The 15,670-nt window shown below is 72.7% G+C and carries 14 protein-coding genes; 11 read left to right on the top strand and 3 right to left on the bottom strand.

Annotation, left to right across the window (positions count from 1 at the left end; all coding sequences use genetic code 11):
• Nucleotides 1-278: 278 nt before the first annotated feature.
• Both AC069K_RS13030 and AC069K_RS13035 read left to right on the top strand, forming a co-directional pair.
• Nucleotides 279-1,034, top strand: coding sequence for a transglycosylase family protein (locus AC069K_RS13030; protein WP_478615299.1), 756 nt, complete (start codon nt 279-281; stop codon nt 1,032-1,034).
• Nucleotides 1,035-1,643: 609 nt separating this feature from the next.
• Nucleotides 1,644-1,859, top strand: coding sequence for an I78 family peptidase inhibitor (locus tag AC069K_RS13035; RefSeq protein WP_365106001.1), 216 nt, complete (start codon nt 1,644-1,646; stop codon nt 1,857-1,859).
• Nucleotides 1,860-1,967: 108 nt separating this feature from the next.
• Here AC069K_RS13035 and AC069K_RS13040 read toward each other — a convergent pair whose 3' ends face one another.
• Nucleotides 1,968-2,960 carry a phosphatase PAP2 family protein gene (locus AC069K_RS13040; RefSeq protein ID WP_478615302.1) on the bottom strand — a complete coding sequence of 331 codons (993 nt, stop codon included), beginning with the start codon at nt 2,958-2,960 and terminating at the stop codon, nt 1,968-1,970.
• A gap of 523 nt (nt 2,961-3,483) precedes the next feature.
• Here AC069K_RS13040 and AC069K_RS13045 point away from each other — a divergent pair.
• Complete coding sequence (locus AC069K_RS13045; protein ID WP_365105996.1) at nt 3,484-5,133, top strand: MFS transporter; 1,650 nt, start codon at nt 3,484-3,486, stop codon at nt 5,131-5,133.
• 134 nt (nt 5,134-5,267) lie between these two features.
• Complete coding sequence (locus AC069K_RS13050) at nt 5,268-6,458, top strand: acyl-CoA dehydrogenase family protein (RefSeq protein ID WP_478615305.1); 1,191 nt, start codon at nt 5,268-5,270, stop codon at nt 6,456-6,458.
• 29 nt (nt 6,459-6,487) lie between these two features.
• On the opposite strand, the gene AC069K_RS13055 is transcribed toward AC069K_RS13050, so the two are convergent.
• Nucleotides 6,488-6,922 (bottom strand): cell division protein SepF, encoded by a 435-nt coding sequence (locus AC069K_RS13055; protein WP_365105989.1) that lies wholly within the window; start codon nt 6,920-6,922, stop codon nt 6,488-6,490.
• A gap of 312 nt (nt 6,923-7,234) precedes the next feature.
• Here AC069K_RS13055 and AC069K_RS13060 point away from each other — a divergent pair, with 312 nt between their 5' ends.
• From AC069K_RS13060 to AC069K_RS13075, 4 genes are all read left to right on the top strand, one after another.
• A complete protein-coding gene (locus AC069K_RS13060) occupies nt 7,235-8,509 on the top strand; it encodes a DUF5685 family protein (protein WP_478615309.1) in 1,275 nt (424 codons plus the stop codon).
• Between the two features lie 172 nt (nt 8,510-8,681).
• Complete coding sequence (locus AC069K_RS13065; RefSeq protein WP_478615312.1) at nt 8,682-9,470, top strand: DUF1684 domain-containing protein; 789 nt, start codon at nt 8,682-8,684, stop codon at nt 9,468-9,470.
• A 194-nt stretch (nt 9,471-9,664) separates the two neighbouring features.
• The gene (locus AC069K_RS13070; protein ID WP_358833119.1) at nt 9,665-10,564 is read left to right on the top strand and encodes a S1 family peptidase; all 900 of its coding nucleotides are present in this window, start codon (nt 9,665-9,667) and stop codon (nt 10,562-10,564) included.
• 159 nt (nt 10,565-10,723) lie between these two features.
• On the top strand, nt 10,724-11,203 hold the full coding sequence (locus AC069K_RS13075; RefSeq protein WP_478615317.1) for a hypothetical protein: 480 nt from the start codon (nt 10,724-10,726) through the stop codon (nt 11,201-11,203).
• A 16-nt stretch (nt 11,204-11,219) separates the two neighbouring features.
• Here AC069K_RS13075 and AC069K_RS13080 read toward each other — a convergent pair whose 3' ends face one another.
• Nucleotides 11,220-12,125 carry a DUF4231 domain-containing protein gene (locus AC069K_RS13080; RefSeq protein WP_365105977.1) on the bottom strand — a complete coding sequence of 302 codons (906 nt, stop codon included), beginning with the start codon at nt 12,123-12,125 and terminating at the stop codon, nt 11,220-11,222.
• A 242-nt stretch (nt 12,126-12,367) separates the two neighbouring features.
• Between AC069K_RS13080 and fxsA the strand changes: the two genes are divergently transcribed.
• From fxsA to AC069K_RS13095, 3 genes are read left to right on the top strand one after another with little or no spacing between them, the layout of a single operon-like run.
• A complete protein-coding gene (gene fxsA, locus AC069K_RS13085) occupies nt 12,368-12,535 on the top strand; it encodes an FxSxx-COOH cyclophane-containing RiPP peptide (RefSeq protein WP_358833121.1) in 168 nt (55 codons plus the stop codon).
• Nucleotides 12,536-12,562: 27 nt separating this feature from the next.
• Nucleotides 12,563-14,809 (top strand): radical SAM/SPASM protein FxsBH, inactivated beta-hydroxylase extension form, encoded by a 2,247-nt coding sequence (gene fxsBH, locus AC069K_RS13090; protein ID WP_478615321.1) that lies wholly within the window; start codon nt 12,563-12,565, stop codon nt 14,807-14,809.
• On the top strand, nt 14,802-15,617 hold the full coding sequence (locus tag AC069K_RS13095; protein ID WP_365105971.1) for an AAC(3) family N-acetyltransferase: 816 nt from the start codon (nt 14,802-14,804) through the stop codon (nt 15,615-15,617). Before fxsBH ends, AC069K_RS13095 begins: the two co-directional genes overlap by 8 nt.
• The last annotated feature ends 53 nt before the right edge of the window (nt 15,618-15,670 follow it).

The following is a 15,670-nucleotide window of genomic DNA, read 5'->3' on the forward strand; positions in this document are numbered from 1 at the left end:
TGTCCGAAAATCGCTGTTACCCATGGTAATAGGCAACTGGCCTGGAGGGACAGGGCATTGGTTGATACCAGCCCGATCCGGTCCCTACATTCCAACGCCGTGTGCACCGAGCACCGCCCGGGCAGCCCGCCCCGTACGGCCGCACGACGCTACGACGCGTACGACCGCACCACAGGCACCAGCACGACCCCGGCGGGCGGGGCGGCACGGAACGGGACGCCGGACGCGTCACGGACCCTGCCGCCCGGGAGTCCCGGGTCCTTCGGAAGAGGGACTTCATGTCTGTTGGTACCAGTCGTTCCAGCTCCAGGCGCGGGCGCGGCACGGTGGCGGCGATCGGCGCCGTCGTGATGGCGGCGCCGCTGGCGCTGCTCACCGTCTCGGCCGGCCCGGCCGGCGCGGCGGACGGTGCGGTGTGGAACCGCATCGCGCAGTGCGAGAGCGGAGGAAACTGGCACATCAACACCGGCAACGGCTACTACGGCGGACTCCAGTTCTCCGCCGGCTCCTGGCGGGCCTACGGCGGCGGGGCGTACGCCTCCACCGCCGACCGGGCGTCCCGGGCGCAGCAGATCGCCGTCGCCACCCGGCTCCAGCGGGCCCAGGGCTGGGGCGCGTGGCCCGTGTGCTCCAGGAAGGCGGGGGCCTACGGGGAGGCGCCCGCGGCGCCCGAGCCGTCGGGCCACAAGTCGTCGGGCCGCAAGACCAAGACCAAACCCAAGGCGAAGCCCGAGGCCGAGCCCAGGACGGCGCAGGCGGCGCAGCCCCGGCGCGAGGCCGCCGCGGCCGGCACGCGTCAGGCCGCCTCCGGCCGGACCGAGGCGAAGGCCGCCCCGGCGAAGGCGCCCGAGCGCCCGCCCGTCCGGACGGGCCGCGGCGCGCGCGGCGGCGACTACACCGTCCGCGCGGGGGACACCCTGTCCGCCATCGCCGAGGCGCACGGCACGACGTGGGAAAGGGTGTACGCGGCCAACAGGACCGTCATCGGCGGCGACCCGGACCTGATCCTGCCCGGCGAGCGGCTCGCCCTGTAGGCCGGACGGCCACCGCACGAGAAGCACCACCGCACGAGAAGCACCCTGCCCCGCCCGGCCGCGCGACCGGGCGGGGTTCGCGCGTGTTCGGGCCCGGGGCCCTCCACCTCCCGTGGCCGTGCGGCGGGGCCGGGAGCCGGTCGTCACGGGAGGACATGCCCCGGGCGCCGGGCATCCGGCCGGTGGCCGTGAGGCGCGTGCGGCAGCCCGTACGACAGGGCGTGTGTGCGGCCGGATAGGCGCATACGAGCCACCGCGCCGGGCGGGCCGACGGGTGAACGACATCCTCCCGTCGGTGCGGATCGTGTAAGGATGCCGTGAATTCCCTATGGCCCGTCAATTTCCCGCGGTCCGCGCCGCGAGGGAAATTCCGCGCGGTGTTCCGGGACCGTCGGCGGGGAAATTGCGTAAGGGGCTCGAACGGCCTGCCGGGGGCTTGGACATTTCCCGGCCGCCTGACCGGAACTCCCCGTACGAGTGACCCAGTTCGAGGTAAACCCGGCCAAGATCCTGTGACACAAGTGTGACCGGCGGGGGACGTGGTGCGGACAGCGGCAGGGCAGGGGGCCCCGCTTCCGCCTCCGCCGCGGGCCGCCTACGGTGGCTGGCATGGCACCAGTACCGACTCCCTCCGGACACCCCGACGACGCTCCCGAGGCCTATGTGGGCCTGACCGGCGAGGCCGCCGCGCGGCTGGCACGCGCGCGTGGCTGGACCACCGTCAGATCGCTTCCGCCCGGCTCGATCATCACCATGGAGTACCTGGAAGGGCGGCTGAACTTCGAGGTGGCCGACGGCACGGTGATCCGCTGCTGGCGCGGCTGAGCCGCTCCTCCCACGGACGGCGAAGGCCCCGGCGCTCCGAGTGGAGTGCCGGGGCCTTCGCCTGCGCGGGGGTGGTGGTGCGTACCGCTCCCCGCGTCACCGGGGCCGTCAGCCGCCCAGCGGCCGGGCCGGGGCCGGGCGCTGGGCGCGCTCGGTGTGCTGCGGGCGCCGGCCGGCCGCCGGGGGCGCCGCCGGGCGCTCGGGGCGGGGGCCGTTGTGCGGCGGCCGGGCGGGGCCGCGGGCCGGGCGGGGGCCGCTGGCCGCGCCCACCGGCTCGCGTACGGGCGTGTCGTCCTCGCTCGCGGTGCGCTGGGCGAACACGCCGGGCAGCGTGGCGGCCGGAACGGGCCGTACGGGCGCGGCGGTTCCGCGTGCGCGCCACTTGGCCCGCAGGGCGAAGACCAGCGCCTCGGCGCGCGCGATCACCGGCTCGCACCAGGGCAGGGCCAGCAGGATGAGCAGCCCGGCGGCCCAGCCGAGGAGCACGTCGCTGACCCAGTGCGTACCGAGGTAGACGGTGGTGGCGCCGACGCCGAGGGCGACCACGGCCGAGAGGACCGACAGCCAGCGCCGGGCCCTCGGGGTGGTGGCCAGATAGGCGAGGATGCCCCAGGTCACGACCGCGTTGGCGGTGTGGCCGGAGGGGAATATATCGCCGCCCGCGAACAGTTCGGCCGAGCCGATCCGCGTCGCGTAGTGCGGGCCCAGGCGGCCCAGGCCGAGCTTGACCGCGCCGACCGTGATGTTCAGCAGGAGCAGCGAGGCGCCGAGTGCGAGGAGCGGGCGCAGGGTGTGCTGCCGCCAGGACCTCCAGCCCAGCCACGCCGCGACCATCACCGCCGTGGGGCCGCGCTGGCCCAGGACCACGAAGTAGTCCAGGAAGGCGTGCATCTGCGGCCACTGCTCGTACGGCCGGAACAGCATGACCTTCCAGTCCAGCTCGACGAGCCAGGACGAGGCGAGCACGGCGACGACGATGGCGACGTAGAACGCCATCGTCGCGCTGAAGAGGATCACGCGGTGACGGCTCATCCGCGGGATCGCTATCTTCGGCGGCTCGGGCTCCCGGTCCAGACGGGCGAAGATTCGGTCGGTACGCACTCAATCGACGTTACAGCGAGTGAGTGAGGGCCCAGGCCGATCCGGCGGCTTTGTGATGACGATGTGATGTGGAGTATGTCTCACGTCACGGTTTATTCCCGGGCCCGCGAAAAGGGCGGACGGCCCGGGAATGAATTTCTCCCGGGACCGCTCCGGAAACGCTCCGGGATTGGGCCGGGCCATTTTCCGGGAAGCGGGGCGGAATTCATCGTTCGTCCACCACACCTGACACCGGGTGCCAGGATCCGCCGACACGGCGTGCCAAGATCATTAATGGTGTCCGGCTCCGGCGGGCCTCCTCCCTCCCCTGTGGCGCACACCACAGGGTGTGCCGAAAGGGGTGAGAGGTGTACCACGTGCCGATGGCTGGAACTCGCGTACGCTGACGAATCACTCGCTCGTCGATGCCGGACCCGCCCGAGACCGCACCGGTCCAGGGTCCGCCGAGAGCGGGGACGACGGGCCACCGCGAGGACGGCGCGTCCCGGGACCCCCGCGGGGCCGCCGTACAGGAGGTACACACATGGCAGGAACGACGACGGACGCCGCACGCGCGCGTGCGAACGCCGGCGCCGCCAACCGCTGGGTCGTCCTCGTCGTCCTGTGTGTGAGCCTGCTGCTCGTCGCGCTGGACGCGACCGTGCTGCACGTCGCCGTCCCCTCGGTCACCGAGGACCTGCGCCCCAGCGCCACCGCGCTGCTGTGGATCGTCGACGCCTACCCGCTGGTCTGCGCCGCCCTCCTCATCCTCTTCGGAACCCTGGGCGACCGCGTCGGCCGCCGCCGGGTGCTGCTGCTCGGTTACGGCATCTTCGGCCTGGCGTCCGCCGTGGCGGCCCTGGCCGGGTCCGCCGAGCTCCTGATCGCGGCCCGCGCGCTGCTCGGCGTCGGCGGCGCGATGATCATGCCCGCCACGCTCTCCATCCTCCGCGCGGTCTTCCCCGACCGCCGCGAACGCGCCACCGCCATCGGTGTGTGGACCGCCACCGCCGCGATAGGCGCCGCCGCCGGACCGGTGCTCGGCGGCTTCCTCGTCCAGCACTTCTGGTGGGGCTCGGTCTTCCTGATCAACATCCCGCTGATGGCGCTGATCCTGCCGCTGGGCCGCAGGTTGCTGCCCGAGTCCAAGGGCTCCGCCGACGGGCCGTGGGACGTGCTCGGCGCGCTCACGGCCGCCGCCGGTGTGATCACCCTGGTCCTCGGCGTCAAGCGGATGGGAGCGGGCCACGGGCTGCTCGACCCGCTCACCCTGGCGCCGCTGTGCGCCGGCACCGCCCTGATCGTCCTGTTCGTCCGGCGCCAGCGGCGGCGCGCGCACCCGCTGGTCGACATGCGCATGTTCGCCCGGCGCACCTTCTCCACCTCGGTGGGGTGCATCGTCCTCGCCATGCTGGCGCTGGTCGGCCTCGAACTCATAGCCGTCCAGTACCTCCAGCTGGTCCTCGGGCTCAGCCCGCTGGAGACGGGTCTGCGGCTGCTGCCGCTCACCTTCGCCGCGATGACGGCCGGGGCCACCGGCTCGTACACCCTGCGCCGGCTCGGTCCGCGCAGGATGGTCGCGTGCGGCTTCGCGCTGACCGCCGCCGCCGTGCTGCTGCTCGTCCTGATGGGCGAGCACGACCGGCCGCTGCTGCTCACCGGGGCCTTCGTCGTCCTCGGCTTCGGGCTCCAGACGACGCTCTTCGGAGCGTACGAGTCGATGCTCAGCGAGGCGCCCGCCGACTGCGCGGGCGGGGCCGCCGCCATCGGCGAGACCTCCTACCAGCTCGGCGCGGGCATGGGCATCGCCCTGCTCGGCAGCGTGATGAACGCGGCCTACGCCCCCGGTCTCGCCTCCGTCCCCGGCGTCCCGCGCGAGGCGTCGGCCGGGGCCGCCAACTCGCTGGGCGAGGCCTACGACATAGCGGAGCGCCTCGGCGGCCCCGCGGGCGCCGCCCTGCGGGGCGCGGCCCAGCACTCCTTCGTCCACGGCCTGCATGTGACGCTGCTGGTCAGCACCGGTCTGCTGGTCCTGGGCGCGCTGGCCGCGCTGCGGCTGCCCCGGGTGATGGAGTGCGGGGCGCAGCACACCGGCTCCGCGCCCGGGCTGCCCGAGCCGCGCGCCGAGCTCCACCTGCGGATCCCCGCGACGGCCGGCGCCGAAGGGGCGCACCCGGGGCCCGGCGGCCCCTGAACCGGGGCGCCCCGCGCGGACGGGCGGGTCTGGACGCGCGGCACACTGAGCCGTAACGTCAGCGGTCAGCCATAACTACCACCGCTAGTTTTAGCTGGGCCGTACAGGTTCCCAGGGACGCCGGAGGCATCCTCATGTCCGCACCCGCCAAGCTGCCCCCCTTCGACCCGGCCGACCCCCTCGGGATCGACGACCTGCTGAGCGACGAGGACCTCGCGATCCGCGACACCGTCCGCTCCTGGGCCGCCGACCGGGTCCTGCCGCACATCGCCGAGTGGTACGAGAGCGGCGAGCTGCCCGGCATCCGCGACCTCGCCCGGGAGCTCGGCTCGATCGGCGCGCTGGGCATGTCCCTGACCGGCTACGGCTGCGCGGGCGCCACCGCCGTCCAGTACGGCCTGGCCTGTATGGAGCTGGAGGCCGCCGACTCCGGCATCCGCTCGCTCGTCTCCGTCCAGGGCTCGCTGGCGATGTACGCGATCTGGAAGTACGGCTCCGAGGAGCAGAAGCAGCGCTGGCTGCCCTCGATGGCGGCGGGCGAGACCATCGGCTGCTTCGGCCTCACCGAACCCGACCACGGCTCCGACCCGGCCGGGATGCGGACGTACGCCAAGCGGGACGGCACCGACTGGGTGCTCAGCGGGCGCAAGATGTGGATCACCAACGGCTCGGTCGCCGGGGTCGCGGTGGTCTGGGCGCAGACCGACGACGGCATCAGGGGGTTCGCCGTCCCCACCGACGCCCCGGGCTTCTCGGCGCCGGAGATCAAGCACAAGTGGTCGCTGCGGGCGTCGGTCACCAGCGAGCTGGTCATGGACGAGGTGCGGCTGCCCGCCGACGCGGTGCTGCCCGGGGTCACCGGGCTCAAGGGCCCGCTGAGCTGCCTCTCGCACGCGCGGTACGGGATCGTCTGGGGCGCGATGGGCGCGGCCCGCGCCTCCTTCGAGGCGGCGGTCGCGTATGCGAGGACCCGCGAGCAGTTCGGCCGGCCCATCGGCGGCTTCCAGCTCACCCAGGCCAAACTCGCCGACATGGCGGTCGAGCTCCACAAGGGTGTGCTGCTCGCCCATCATCTGGGGCGGCGCATGGACGCGGGCAGGCTCCGTCCGGAGCAGGTCAGTTTCGGAAAGCTCAACAACGTCCGGGAGGCGATCGAGATCTGCCGCACCTCGCGCACGATCCTCGGGGCCAACGGGATCTCGCTGGAGTACCCCGTGATGCGGCACGCCACCAATCTGGAGTCGGTGCTCACGTACGAGGGCACCGTGGAGATGCACCAGCTGGTGCTGGGCAAGGCGCTCACCGGGCTCGACGCGTTCCGTTAGGCGCGGTGGCGGTCCGGTGAGCGCCCTGCTCAGCTCTGGTTGAAGAAGCCGCCGGTGGCGCGGCCCGCGGCCTCGCCGCTGACGATCTGGGTGTCGGCGGGGGTCAGCAGGAAGACCCGCGTCGCCACGCGCTCGATGGAGCCGCGCAGCCCGAAGGTGAGGCCGGCGGCGAAGTCCACGACGCGCTTGGCGTCGCCGGGCTCCATGGCGGTGAGGTTGACGATGACCGGGACGCCCTCGCGGAAGAGTTCACCGATGCCGCGGGCGTCGCGGAAGCCGTCGGGCGTGACGGTGGCGATCCGCCGACCCTGCTCCTGGGCCGCCTCGGAGGCCACCCGCACCCGGGGGTCCGTCACCCAGGCTTCGCGGGACCCGGCTTCCTCGGTGTACTCGTCGTCGTAGTAGCGGTCGTCGTTGTCCTCGACAAGTCCCAGCCATGCACTCGCCTTGCGCACCGATCCCATGGACGCCTCCTCTCACAGCGGACTTCTTCTTGCTTCTTCTCGCGTTCCGCATCCCTATGCTCGTCCATGATGCGGATACCGCGCCAAGTGGATAGTCGCCGCGCAGGGGATTCGTGACGGTACTGGTGCAGAAGATGTGGCGAATCGTCAGCTTTCTTCCGGTGCATGACGGGTAACGGATACAAAATATGAACTTCCGTCCAGACGGGTGAGTCGGCAGACGTACGGGTGAACGGATCGGCCGGTACGATGCCTGCCGCACTGTTGAACGAACCGTGGGGCGAGGTGTCCCACGGCACCCGGGGGAGCGTCGTGTTCGGAATCGTCAGGCCCTGCTCGCATCGGCTCACCGAGGGGCTGCGAACCGAGTGGATGGCCCATCTCTGCGGCCTCTGCCTGGCACTTCGCTCCGACCACGGCCAGCTCGCCCGGATCGTGACCAACTACGACGGGCTGATCGTCTCGGTTCTGACGGAGGCTCAGGTCGAGAGCCGCACCGGCCGCAGGCGCACCGCGGGGCCCTGCCCGCTGCGGGCGATGCGGACCGCCCCGGTGGCCCGGGGCGAGGGGGCCCGGCTCGCCGCGGCCGTCTCCCTGGTCCTCGCCTCGGCGAAGGTCCGCGACCACGTCGCCGACCGGGACGGCCTGTTGAAGCGCAGGCCCGTGGCGCTCGCCGCCCGCCGGATCGCCGCGAGCTGGGACCGGGCGGGCGCCCGCACCGGCGCCTCCCTCGGCTTCGACACGGCGGTGCTGGTCGACGCGGTCGACCGGCAGGGGGCGATCGAGGCGCTCGCGGGGCCCGGCACCTCCCTGCTCACCGTCACCGAGCCGACCGAGACGGCGACCGCCGCCGCCTTCGCGCACACCGCCGTCCTCGCCGGCCGGCCGCACAACACCGAGCCGCTGGCCGAGGCGGGCCGCCTCTTCGGGCGGCTCGCGCACCTCCTGGACGCCGTGGAGGACCAGGCGGCCGACGCCGCGGCGGGCGCGTGGAACCCGCTCACGGCGACCGGCACCGACCTGGCCGAGGCCCGGCGGCTGGCCGACGACGCGGTGCACGGCATCCGGCTCGCCCTGCGCGAGGTGGACTTCGTCGACGGCAGGCTGGCGCACGTCCTGCTCGCCCACGAGCTGACGCAGTCGGTCAACCGGTCCTTCGGCACGGCCGGCTGCGCCCACGGCGCGGCCCCCGGGCACCCGGGGGCCCACGGCCCCCATCAGCCCGGCCCCTACGGATCGCCCCCGCCCGGCGGTCCCTACGCGCCCGTGCCCGGCAACCCCTACGGATCCCCGCCGCCCGGCGGCCCGTACGCGCCCGTGCCCGGCAACCCCTACGGATCGCCCCCGCAGGGCGAGGGTCCCCGGCCGCCCGCGCCGCGCGGGTTCCTGACAGGGTGCGCGGTCTTCGCCGGCCTCTGCTGCACCTGCCGGATGTGCTGCGCCAAGGAGTACGAGGGCCCGTGGTCGCGCAGGAAGAAGGAGGGCTTCTGCCGTGACTGCGACTGTGACTGCGGGGACTGCGGCTGCTGCAACTGCTGTGAAGGCTGCGAGGGGTGCGGCTGCTGCGACTGCGGGTGCGACTGCTGACCGACCGTCACCACGCGTGCGCGCAGGGTCACTTGTGTTCGGAGGGTGAGCCCGGGGACGCGGACGACGGCGGCGGGGCGGAGAGGGGGCGGGAGGCCTCCGTACGGAATACTCCGGCCCGGCACCACGCTCGCACCGGGGGCCGCCCACCCCGTACGAAAGGGTCGAACACATGAGCACGGACGCGGCACAGGAGTGGAAGAACTGGCATGAACGGCGCGTCGCGTCCGTCTCGGCGCCCTACGGCCCGCTGGCGCTGACCGGTACCCACTGGCTCGCCGACGCGGTGGAGGGGCGAATTCCGGCCGTGCCGGGCACCTGGCGTGAAGAAGACGGCGCGGTGGTGCTCACGGCGGGCGAGGAGGACGGGATCGTCCTCGACGGGCGCCCCTTCACCGGCGAGGCGCGGCTGACCGCCGACCACGCGCCGGTCGCCGAGTCCCGGCTGGCCCAGGGCGCGCGGCGGCTGGTGGTGCTGCGCCGTGAGGGGCTGTGGGCGGTACGCGTCTGGGACCCCGGGGCCGAGCGCCGCCGCGCCTTCGCCGGCATCGAGGCGACCCCGTACGACCCGCGCTGGGCGGTGCCCGCCGTCTTCCGCCCGTACGGCGAGGCACGGACCGTACGCGTGGCGAACGCCGACGGGGTGGAGCGCGGGCTCGGCCTCGGCGGCGAACTCGCCTTCGCGCTCGACGGCCGGGAGCACACCCTCCAGGTGGCGGTCGAGGACGACGGCGCGCTCTGGGCGGTCTTCGCCGACGCGACCAGCGGGGACTCGACCTTCCCGTTCCGTTTCCTGCGCCCCGGCGCACCCGACGCGCACGGCCGGCTCACGGCGGACTTCAACCGCGCGCTGCTTCCGCCGTGCGCCTTCGCGGACCACTTCATCTGCCCCTTCCCGCCTCCCGGCAACACCCTCGGCACGCCGGTCACGGCGGGCGAACGGACCGTCCTCACCCACTGACCCAGGGCTCCCGGACCCCCAACGGCCCGGCCGAAAGGCGCCCTTGCGCCCGACGGCCGGGCGGCCGAATACTCCCCCTCAGCGCTTGTCAGGAGCACGGCTTGCGCTCACCAGTGCTGCCCCAGCTCCGGCTGCGCCTCACGGGGTCCCCCCACCCAACTCGGGCCCCTCGATTCCCTTCGGGAGGAACAGAAGTGAGGATCAAGCGCACCACCCCCACCCGCGGTCTCGCGAGACGCACCAAGGCAGTCGCCCTCTCCGCCGGGCTCCTCGCCGCCGGTGCCCTCGCGGTCCCCACCGCGAACGCCACCCCGTCCCAGGCCTTCAGCGCCACCCAGCTCTCGGCCGCGAGCTCCGCCGTCCTCGGCGCCGACGTCGCGGGCACCGCCTGGAACATCGACCCCGCCACCCACACGGTCGTCGTGACCGCCGACTCCACCGTGAGCAACGCCGACATAGCCAGGATCAAGCGGCAGGCCGGCGCCAACGCGTCCGCCATACGCGTCGAGCGGACCGCGGGCAAATTCAGCAAACTGCTCTCCGGCGGCGACGCCATCTACGCGCCGAGCTGGCGCTGCTCCCTCGGCTTCAACGTCAAGAAGGGCAGTACGTACTACTTCCTGACGGCCGGCCACTGCACCGAGGGCTACCCGAACTACTACACCAGCTCCTCGCACACGACGAGCATCGGCCCGACGGTCGGCACCAGCTTCCCGGGCAACGACTACGGCCTCGTGCGGTACGACAACACCTCGCTGTCCCACCCGAGCGCCGTGGGCGGCCAGCAGATCAGCAGCGCGGCCAACCCCTCGGTCGGCCAGACGGTCACCCGCCGCGGCTCGACCACCGGCATCCACAGCGGCCGGGTCACCGCGCTCAACTCCACCGTGAACTACGGCAACGGCGACATCGTGTACGGCCTGATCAAGACCACGGTGTGCGCCGAACCCGGTGACTCCGGCGGCCCGCTCTACGCCGGCTCGACGGCGCTCGGCCTCACCTCCGGCGGCAGCGGCAACTGCTCCTCCGGCGGCACGACCTTCTTCCAGCCCGTGGTCGAGGCCATGAACGCCTATGGTGTCAGCCTCTTCTGACGGCTGATCACCTCGCTGCCCCGGCAGCGGCGAGCCCTCGTCCGGTCACCGGGCGGGGGCTCGTTCCCTGCGCCCCGCGCCCGGTGACGGCTGGACGCGATGCGCCTTTTTGGGAGGATGTTCACGGCGGAGAGGCGACCGGACCCACGGGGTGAGTCAGTGAAACGCATCGGAGTGACCGGTCACCGCGACATTCCCTCCGAGGCGCTGGGGGAGATCCGCGCGTGCCTGCGGAGCCTGCTGTGCGGCCACGACGGTACCCTGGAGGCGCTCTCCAGCCTCGCCGTCGGCGCCGACCAGCTGTTCGCGGCCATCGCCCTGGAGTGCGGGGCCTCCCTGACCGTCGTCATTCCCAGCGGCGACTACGAGACCGGCTTCGCGGAGCCCGGCGAACTCGCCCGCTACCAGGGGCTGAGGAGGCGGGCCGCACAGGAGGTCCGGATGGACTTCCCGCACGCCACCGACGAGGCCTACTACGCGGCCGGCGCCTATATCGCGGACAACTGCGACCGCCTCATCGCCGTCTGGGACGGCCAGCCCGCGCGCGGGCTCGGCGGCACGGGCGACATCGTCCAGTACGCCCGTGGCCTGGGGAAATCGGTCACGGTGGTGTGGTGCGACGGGGTGCGGCGGCCCTGACGCCCCCCGTCGGCGATCAACTGCGGAGCCGGGCCAGCCAGTCGGTGTGCTGGGGCGAGACGACCCGCTCGGTCTCGTAGACCGCCGCCGGCCAGTCGCGCTCGCTGACGGTGTTCTCCATGGCCACGTGCATGGCCTTGAGGTCCTGCTCCACCAGCGCGTGCGCCGAGATCAGCGGCTGATGCCGGCGGATCTCGTTCCACGCCAGGCACGCGGCCGCCGTCGCCGAGAGCAGTCCGGCGACCTCGACGCCCTCGGCCGCGCCGAACATGTGCAGCGTCGCGAAGAGCAACGCGAGAACGGTGAGCAGGGTGATGGCCGTGGTCCACAGCGCGGTGGCCCGCCGGGACGCCTCCTGCCGGCGCCGGTACCAGTTGCGCTGCTCGATGAGGCGGTCCCGTACGTAGGTCTCCTTGCGTACGGCGAACGCCTTGGCCCGTAACTCCCGCATGGGCGCGGTGATGAGCGGGGCGGCGGCCAGGTCCGACGCCCCCTCCTCGCGCGGATCGCGCCAGCCGACCCTGCGCAGTTCCCCCAGACCCTCCTCCAGACGGAGGGTGAACAGACCTTCGGGATCGGAGGCGTGGGAATCGAAGGGGGCCCCGTGCACGGCATAGCGCCAGCACATGGATTTGATGAATTCGGCCGCCGAACGGTTCAGTTGCCAATGCGATTTCGCGTGCCCGCGGGCGGCGCGGAAGCTCACCGCGAGCACCCCCGCGTACGCCAGTGCGCTGAGCGCGCTCGCCAGACGGAAGTCACCACCGAGCGTCATCTCCCACGGCAGCACCGCCAGCGCGGCTCCCGCCACCAGCAGGCAGAGCCGCCAGCGGGTGTCGTTCACCGCGGCCCGCTGGCGCCCTACCGCGAGTGCGTCCGCGTGATGGAAGAGACCCGGCAGGTCGGCGTTGCGGAAGACCATGCTGTGCAGAGGACCGGGAATCGCCGTCACATCCACCCCTGTCTGCGGTTTTAGTCATCACTCTTTCGGTGGAACGACCCATTCCGTACACCTTCCGGCACGCCGGGTCGGGCGTTCGGGGCAAGCGGTCGTGCTCAGTTGCCAACAGTGGCCAAGAGAGTAAAGTCGTGCCGCCGACACTGCAACGGTGCATGTCGTCGGTACCCCTGTCCACATGCAGGAATTACCCACCAAGGACGGCCGTGAAGACCTCCGTGAATTCTCTCTCCTTCGCCCCTGCGAAGAAGAGCCGTGTGCCCCTGGCCGACATCGACGTCCGCGGCGCCGACGCCGCCAGGAAGCTCGGCCGCGTGCTCCCCTCCACCCTCGGCCGCCCGGTTCAGGCGTCGACCTTCAACTCGGCGCTTTAGACAGTCGGAGAGCTCTAGACTGGCGGAATGACTGGACCCCTGGTCCCATTCCGCGAGATCGTGCTCAAGGTTCACAGCAGATGCGATCTTGCTTGTGATCACTGCTATATCTACGAAGCCCCTGATCAGAGTTGGCGTACCCGCCCCAAGGCAATCTCTGACGAGGCGATTTCCCGGACGGCCCGGCGACTGGCCGAGCACGCCGCGAAACACGTACTGCCCTCCGTGTCAGTGATCCTGCACGGAGGGGAGCCGCTGCTGGCGGGTCCGGCCCGGCTCCGGAAGGTCTGCGAGGAGCTGACCGCCGCCCTCGACGGCGTCGCGGAGCTCGATCTGCGCATCCACACCAACGGCCTCCAGCTCAGCCCCCGCTACCTCGACCTCTTCGACGAGTTCGGCGTCCGCGTCGGCGTCTCCCTGGACGGGGACAGGGCGGCCAACGACCGCCACCGCCGCTTCGCCGACGGCCGCACCAGCCACCCCCTGGTCCTCAGAGCCGTCGAACTGCTCCGCGGCGAGCGCTACCGCCATCTCTTCCTCGGGCTGCTGTGCACCATCGACGTGGCCAACGACCCGGTCGCCGTCCATGACGCGCTCATCGCCCTGGACCCGCCGCGCATCGACTACCTGCTGCCGCACGCCACCTGGGAGACGCCCCCGGCCCGGCCCGGCGGCTCCCCGACCGAGTACGCCGAGTGGCTCCTGAAGGTCTTCGACCGGTGGGAGGAACAGGGCAGGCCGGTTCCGGTCCGGCTGTTCGAGTCCGTACTGTCGACGTTGAACGGCGGCCCCAGCCTCACCGAGTCCCTGGGCCTGGCCCCCACCGACCTCGTCGTGGTGGAGACCGACGGCACCCTGGAGCAGGTCGACTCGCTCAAGAGCGCCTACGACGGCGCCGCGGCCACCGGCTTCGACGTCTTCCGCCACTCCCTGGACGAGGTCGCCGCCCACCCGGGCGTCCGGGTGCGCCAGCTCGGCCTCGCCGGGGTGGGACCCGAATGCCGCGAGTGCCCGGTCGTCCGCTCCTGCGGCGGCGGGCTCTACACCCACCGCTACCGCCCCGCGAACGAGGCGGCGGGCCGGGACCCCTTCGACGGGCCCTCGGTCTACTGCGCGGACCTGGAGGCGCTGGTACGGGGCATCGAGAGCCGTACGGCGGCCCGGCTCGTCCCCGCCGCCCTGACCGACCCCGCGGAGCTCGTCGCCGCCGAGCACGAGCTCACCCGCACCCTGCTCGCCCGCCTCCACGCCGATCTGGCCGGGCGCGGCGGAGCCGAGTGGGCCGAGGCCTGGCGGCTGACCGCCCTCGTCGACGGGCCGGGCCTCGACGAGGTGCTCGCCCACCCCTACGCGCGCGGCTGGCTGCTCACCGCCCTGGACGCGCTGCGCGAGGACCGCCCCGACGCCCCCGCCGTCGCCCACCGCCTGGCCGCCTACACCGCCGCCGCCGCCGTGCGCGCCCGGCTCGACCTCCCCGTCACCGTGGGGTACGAGGACGGCCGGCTGGTGCTGCCCACCCTCGGCGAGCTGAGGGTCGCGGAACCGGGCGCGTCCGGGCGCGCGGAGGTGGTCCCGGCCGAGAAGGGCTTCCGCGTCCGGGGCGTCCGGGGCGGCCGCTTCGAGCGGGAGGTGGAGTGCCCGCGCGAACCGTGCGGCGACTGGCTGCCGGTGCGCGGGCTCGGCCGGGACGGGGCGCCCGACATGGCGCTCGACGACCTCGACCCGTACCGCGACTGCTTCGGCGCCGCGGTGCTGCCGCGGCTCGGGCTCGCCGAGGCCGACGAGTGGAGCGGGCGCCTGGCCGCGGCCTGGGGGCTGCTTTCGGCCACTGTGCCGGGCCACGCGGCGGCCGCCGCCACGGGACTGACCACGCTCACCCCGCTCGCGGGCGCCGGGGACACGGTGGCCGGGCGGCACGGCTACGGGGCCCTGGGGGTGCCCGTGGGGCTCACGGGGGACGCGTTGGCGCTGGGACTGCTGCGGGGCTTCCGCAGGGCGCGGTTCCGGGCCCTGCGCGATGTCGCGGACCTGTACGCGCTGGACGGCGGCCGGCACCACCGGGCCGGCTGGCGCCCGGATCCGGTACCGGTTTCGGTCCTGCTGGCCGAAACGCATGAGCGGGTGGCGGTCGCCGCGTACGACAGAAGCGCACGCACTCTGGCGGAGACCCGGCGCGCGCTGGAAGCTCTTCAGGGGGCGGCCGAACTCACCGTGAGCGGGAAGAGGCTGGTCGCCGACGTCCTGGTGGAGTGGGAAGAGGCAGCCCGTGGATGAGCGAGCCGGAACAGTACCGGAGAGCGCGTTACGCGACGACCTGGCCGCCATGGGGGTCAGAGAGGGGGACACCCTCCTCGTGCACGCCTCGATGAGCGGACTGGGGCACGGTCCGGGGGCGCTGGGGCGGGCCCTGCGCGCGGCGGTCGGCGGCCCGCTCAAGGGCACGCTCGTGGTCCCGGCCTTCACCCCGGAGAACTCGCTCACCTCCGCGGCGCACCTGCGGCGGGCCCGGAGCGTACGGAACACGGCCGCGTACCAGGACTTCAAGCGGCGGATGGAGCCCTTCGACCCGGAGCGGACGCGCAGCCAGGGCATGGGCCGGCTGGCGGAGTGGGTGCGGACCTCGGACGGGGCGGTGCGCAGCGCCCATCCCCAGACGTCCTTCGCGGCCTGGGGATGCCGTGCCCTGGAGCTGATGGAGGGGCACGAACCCGATTGCCACCTGGGGGAGAAGTCGCCGCTCGCGGCGCTCTACGGCGCGGACGCCCGCGTTCTCATGATCAATGTGGGATTCGGCGTGTGCAGCGCCTTTCACCTCGCGGAATACCGGTATCGGAGGAACCCGCCCAAGAAGCTGTACAGCTGTGTGGTGCGGGACGAGAGTGGGCGCCGGGGATGGTTCCACTATCCCGATGTCGATCTCGACGACAGCGACTTCGAAGCCGTCGGGGCCGATCTTCCGGAGGAAATGCGCAAAGAGTGGCGGCTGGGACGGAGAACCGCCCGATTGTTCTCGATCAGGGGGGCAGTGGACCACGCGGTGGACTGGATGACCGAAAAGCGGCCTTGTTTGACCGAACGGTGAGGGGATGGAGCGCCGTGCGCTCCGGAATGATGTTCTTCAATACTGCAGGACGG

This window comes from Streptomyces sp. NPDC043908, assembly GCF_056435525.1.

Bases quoted from the DNA above. Each gene is read 5' to 3' on its own strand.
- AC069K_RS13030 (WP_478615299.1), top strand. From the start codon at position 279: ATGTCTGTTGGTACCAGTCGTTCCAGCTCCAGGCGCGGGCGCGGCACG.
- AC069K_RS13035 (WP_365106001.1), top strand. From the start codon at position 1,644: ATGGCACCAGTACCGACTCCCTCCGGACACCCCGACGACGCTCCCGAG.
- AC069K_RS13045 (WP_365105996.1), top strand. From the start codon at position 3,484: ATGGCAGGAACGACGACGGACGCCGCACGCGCGCGTGCGAACGCCGGC.
- AC069K_RS13050 (WP_478615305.1), top strand. From the start codon at position 5,268: ATGTCCGCACCCGCCAAGCTGCCCCCCTTCGACCCGGCCGACCCCCTC.
- AC069K_RS13055 (WP_365105989.1), bottom strand. From the start codon at position 6,922: ATGGGATCGGTGCGCAAGGCGAGTGCATGGCTGGGACTTGTCGAGGAC.
- AC069K_RS13065 (WP_478615312.1), top strand. From the start codon at position 8,682: ATGAGCACGGACGCGGCACAGGAGTGGAAGAACTGGCATGAACGGCGC.
- AC069K_RS13080 (WP_365105977.1), bottom strand. From the start codon at position 12,125: ATGGTCTTCCGCAACGCCGACCTGCCGGGTCTCTTCCATCACGCGGAC.
- fxsBH (WP_478615321.1), top strand. From the start codon at position 12,563: ATGACTGGACCCCTGGTCCCATTCCGCGAGATCGTGCTCAAGGTTCAC.